The sequence below is a fragment of the Pseudomonas sp. S9 genome, assembly GCF_000222125.1.
Classification (GTDB): domain Bacteria; phylum Pseudomonadota; class Gammaproteobacteria; order Pseudomonadales; family Pseudomonadaceae; genus Aquipseudomonas; species Aquipseudomonas segetis.
In genome coordinates this window covers 1-3054 of sequence record NZ_AFFX01000022.1, presented here as the reverse complement: position 1 = coordinate 3054, position 3054 = coordinate 1, and the positions used below count along the sequence as shown (strand labels likewise).

General features: G+C 52.8%; 3 protein-coding genes and 3 tRNA genes. All 6 read right to left on the bottom strand.

The genetic code is table 11. The features are described from left to right. Positions 1 to 55 precede the first annotated feature (55 nt). A tRNA-Thr gene (locus PSES9_RS0122800) sits at positions 56 to 131 on the bottom strand. Positions 132 to 157: 26 nt separating this feature from the next. Next, positions 158 to 231: transfer RNA gene (locus PSES9_RS0122795), tRNA-Gly, on the bottom strand. A gap of 24 nt (positions 232 to 255) precedes the next feature. Next, positions 256 to 340, bottom strand: a tRNA-Tyr gene (locus PSES9_RS0122790). A 142-nt stretch (positions 341 to 482) separates the two neighbouring features. Beyond that, a complete protein-coding gene (locus PSES9_RS0122785) occupies positions 483 to 1154 on the bottom strand; it encodes an SPOR domain-containing protein (protein WP_029529742.1) in 672 nt (223 codons plus the stop codon). A gap of 7 nt (positions 1155 to 1161) precedes the next feature. Next, positions 1162 to 1908: a pantothenate kinase gene (locus PSES9_RS0122780; RefSeq protein ID WP_010490940.1), complete on the bottom strand. Its 747-nt coding sequence runs from the start codon at positions 1906 to 1908 to the stop codon at positions 1162 to 1164. Further along, entirely contained in the window at positions 1898 to 2863 is a 966-nt protein-coding gene (gene birA, locus PSES9_RS0122775; RefSeq protein WP_010490938.1) for a bifunctional biotin--[acetyl-CoA-carboxylase] ligase/biotin operon repressor BirA, read from the bottom strand. The genes PSES9_RS0122780 and birA overlap by 11 nt, the downstream gene beginning before the upstream one ends. Positions 2864 to 3054 lie beyond the last annotated feature (191 nt).

Genomic DNA, 3054 nt, shown 5'->3' with positions numbered 1-3054 from the left:
TAGCCTTACCACCATTAAAATAAAGGCAGATACTTGCATATCTGCCTTTATCAAATGGAGCTCATGAGCGGATTTGAACCGCTGACCTCACCCTTACCAAGGGTGTGCTCTACCAACTGAGCTACATGAGCGAATAGTGTCGCGAACACTGCAAACTTGGAGCGGGTGGCGGGAATCGAACCCGCATCATTAGCTTGGAAGGCTAAGGTTCTACCACTAAACTACACCCGCTCAACTTGCAATTAACGCTAAATCTGGTGGAGGGAGAAGGATTCGAACCTTCGAAGTCGTAGACGTCAGATTTACAGTCTGATCCCTTTGGCCGCTCGGGAATCCCTCCAAAAGGAAGCGGCATTCTCAAGAGAAGCCACCCTACTGTCAAGCATTTTCTCAATAAAAACCTGAGCTTAGCGCATTTGACAGTAACTTCGCTGAATTGCTGTTTAAGGCCACCCTGCGAAGCGGGCGCCATTCTATGCAATCTATTGCGAGGATGCAATGCTTTCGCACGGCATTAATTGATGTTTTAGCCCATTAAAATCAAAAGCGAGCTTTTCCAGTAGCGAATCATCAGCCAAACGCCGACTTTCCGGGGCTATACGCACCCAGTAGCTACGATGCGCACGCGGTAATTCACGCAAGGAAGACTCGTAACCGACATCTTCCAAGCGCTGAATCACGCTTTGCGCCGAATCCTTGCGTGGAAATATTCCCAGGGAGATACCGTTTTCCAGGTCTCCCTGGGAGATCAAATAGCTATCAATGTTTCGCGCTTGCAGTTCTTTAAGCTGGCGCAGGGAAGCCGATCGGGATGCCAGAGGCGGGATATAGACCCAATAATCCACCCCAGCCTGATCATCGACCGAACGCACCTGCGAGCTGATATCAAGGCTTATCAGCCGCTGCTCGACGACCTCAGCCTCAGAGCGCTGTTCAAAGCTCCCCAAATACAGGCATGTATCGTCTTCAGGAGCCTGTACAACCGGCGCGCGGCGCTGCTGGTTGTCGGTTTCGCTGAGCAACTGGATATCACGCTTGGCGCCCTGCTGCTGCGCCATAGGTGCAACTTCTTTTGGCCTAAGCGGTGCCTGCTGCTGATGCCAGACGTAATAAAAAGCGTTCAGCACCACCAGCAATAGAAATATCCAACGCATGCAAACCTCAGGACAGCGGGCAGGCTGCAGCCAAACCCTTGAAAACCAAGTCGGGAGCAATTATTGCACCTGGCGCCATATCGACGGCCACCACTGCATCCCCTCCCGTGAGGAATACCACAAATGTATCGCCCAGGTATTCACTTGCAAGCTCTAACTGCGTTGCAACAAAGCCTTGCAGCATAAGCGAACATCCGCGCTCTACCGCTTCAGCGGTGGTACGCCCTGGACCGTTTTTCTGTTGCGCGCGCTCTGCTGTGTCGTCGCTGTAGCGTATCCGACGAGTATGGGTACGCAGCTGATTGCGCATCAGGGGCACGCCAGGAAAGATATAACCACCAAGATGTTCACCATCAGCACTTACGTAATCAGCAGTAACAGCTGTTCCCAAGTCCAGCACCAAGCATGCCTTGCCTGCATACAGGTAAGCACCGACCAAAGCCAGCCAGCGATCAAGACCTAGCTGCTGATATTGCTCGTAGCCATTGCGCACCCCTGCAAGCTCAATCACTGGCTGCGCACAGGCGCACTCGACGCCAAACCGCTCATTGATCAAGCCCACCAGTAATTGAGTTTCAGCATCCGTACGCACGCTCACCAACCTACAGGCCGTGACGTTCAGGGATTCCTCATTCAATGCAAGCATCAGCTCTGCATCAGAACCGACAACCCCTGCGCATATAATGCGCGATGCATCAGCCGCCAGTACCCGCCACTTAATAAAACTATTGCCGCAATCAAGCTCAAGTATCATCGCTCAGCCTCAAGCTCAACTCACCACCACTGAAACTGCGCTCCTGACCATCAACCTTCAGGCGAATAGCACCCGTGCAGTCCACACCCATTATTTCACCCTTGATCGGAGTCTTGCCCGCAGTAAGCGTAGCCATGCGCCCTTGCCAAAGGTGATTGGCTTGCCACTCATGCTGTAGCGCGGCGAATCCTTCACGCATATGCACAGCCATGTATGCCTGTAAATGCTTGCTAAAAAACTCGACCAACTGATTGCGATCAATCGCCCTACCCAGCACCCTAGACAATGACGTCCAGGCCTGTGTAATCGCATCAACCTCAACGACCTTCATGTTGACGTTAACACCGACGCCGATGACGACATGGCACTCATCACCTGGATCCCCGGACATTTCCAGCAAGATGCCCGCAATTTTCTGCCCGTCAACCAGCACATCGTTCGGCCACTTCAAACCAGCATCACTGACGCCAAGCTCCTTTATGGCCTTGAGAAGCGCCAATCCAACGACCAGGCTGAGCCCTTCTATCTGGCGCATACCACCGTCAATACGTATTAGCAGGCTGTAATACATGTTCTCAGCAAATGGACTGACCCAGGCACGGCCTCGACGACCACGCCCAGCGGTTTGCTGTTCAGCCAACAATAGAAAGGGGGCCTGCTTGCCGGTACCGAGCAGTCTCAGGACTTCTGCATTGGTTGAGTCTACCGACTGCAAAACCGTAACTGGCCAGCCCAGCGAAGCATGACTGGTCGACAGTCGCTGCTGATCGAGCAATATCAGTGGATTCTGCAATTGATAACCACGCCCACGTACCTTATGAATCGTTAACCCAAGCTCAGCTTCAAGTACCTGCAACTGCTTCCATACCGCTGAACGACTGATACCCAGCTCCGCACCCAAAGCCTGCCCCGAGTGGAACCTTCCGTCCTGTAGAAGCCGCAATAATGGCTGCATGTTTTGCTCGAAAACTATTGAGGCCCGCATGATAACGGCGGGGCGCAGCATTGCCTACTCGCCAACGGCTCGATTAACCGTACAAATAAGCCGATACACCCAGAATTAGCCGAGTAACGACCATCAAGCCGTGCTTCTTTGCAATGGATATAACTGCCCTGGCTATAGGCTGCGCGGCCAGTCGTGCTTTT

Excerpts from the sequence above, each read along its gene's own strand:
- PSES9_RS0122785 (WP_029529742.1), bottom strand. The coding sequence starts at position 1,154 with ATGCGTTGGATATTTCTATTGCTGGTGGTGCTGAACGCTTTTTATTAC.
- PSES9_RS0122780 (WP_010490940.1), bottom strand. The coding sequence starts at position 1,908 with ATGATACTTGAGCTTGATTGCGGCAATAGTTTTATTAAGTGGCGGGTA.
- birA (WP_010490938.1), bottom strand. The coding sequence starts at position 2,863 with ATGCAGCCATTATTGCGGCTTCTACAGGACGGAAGGTTCCACTCGGGG.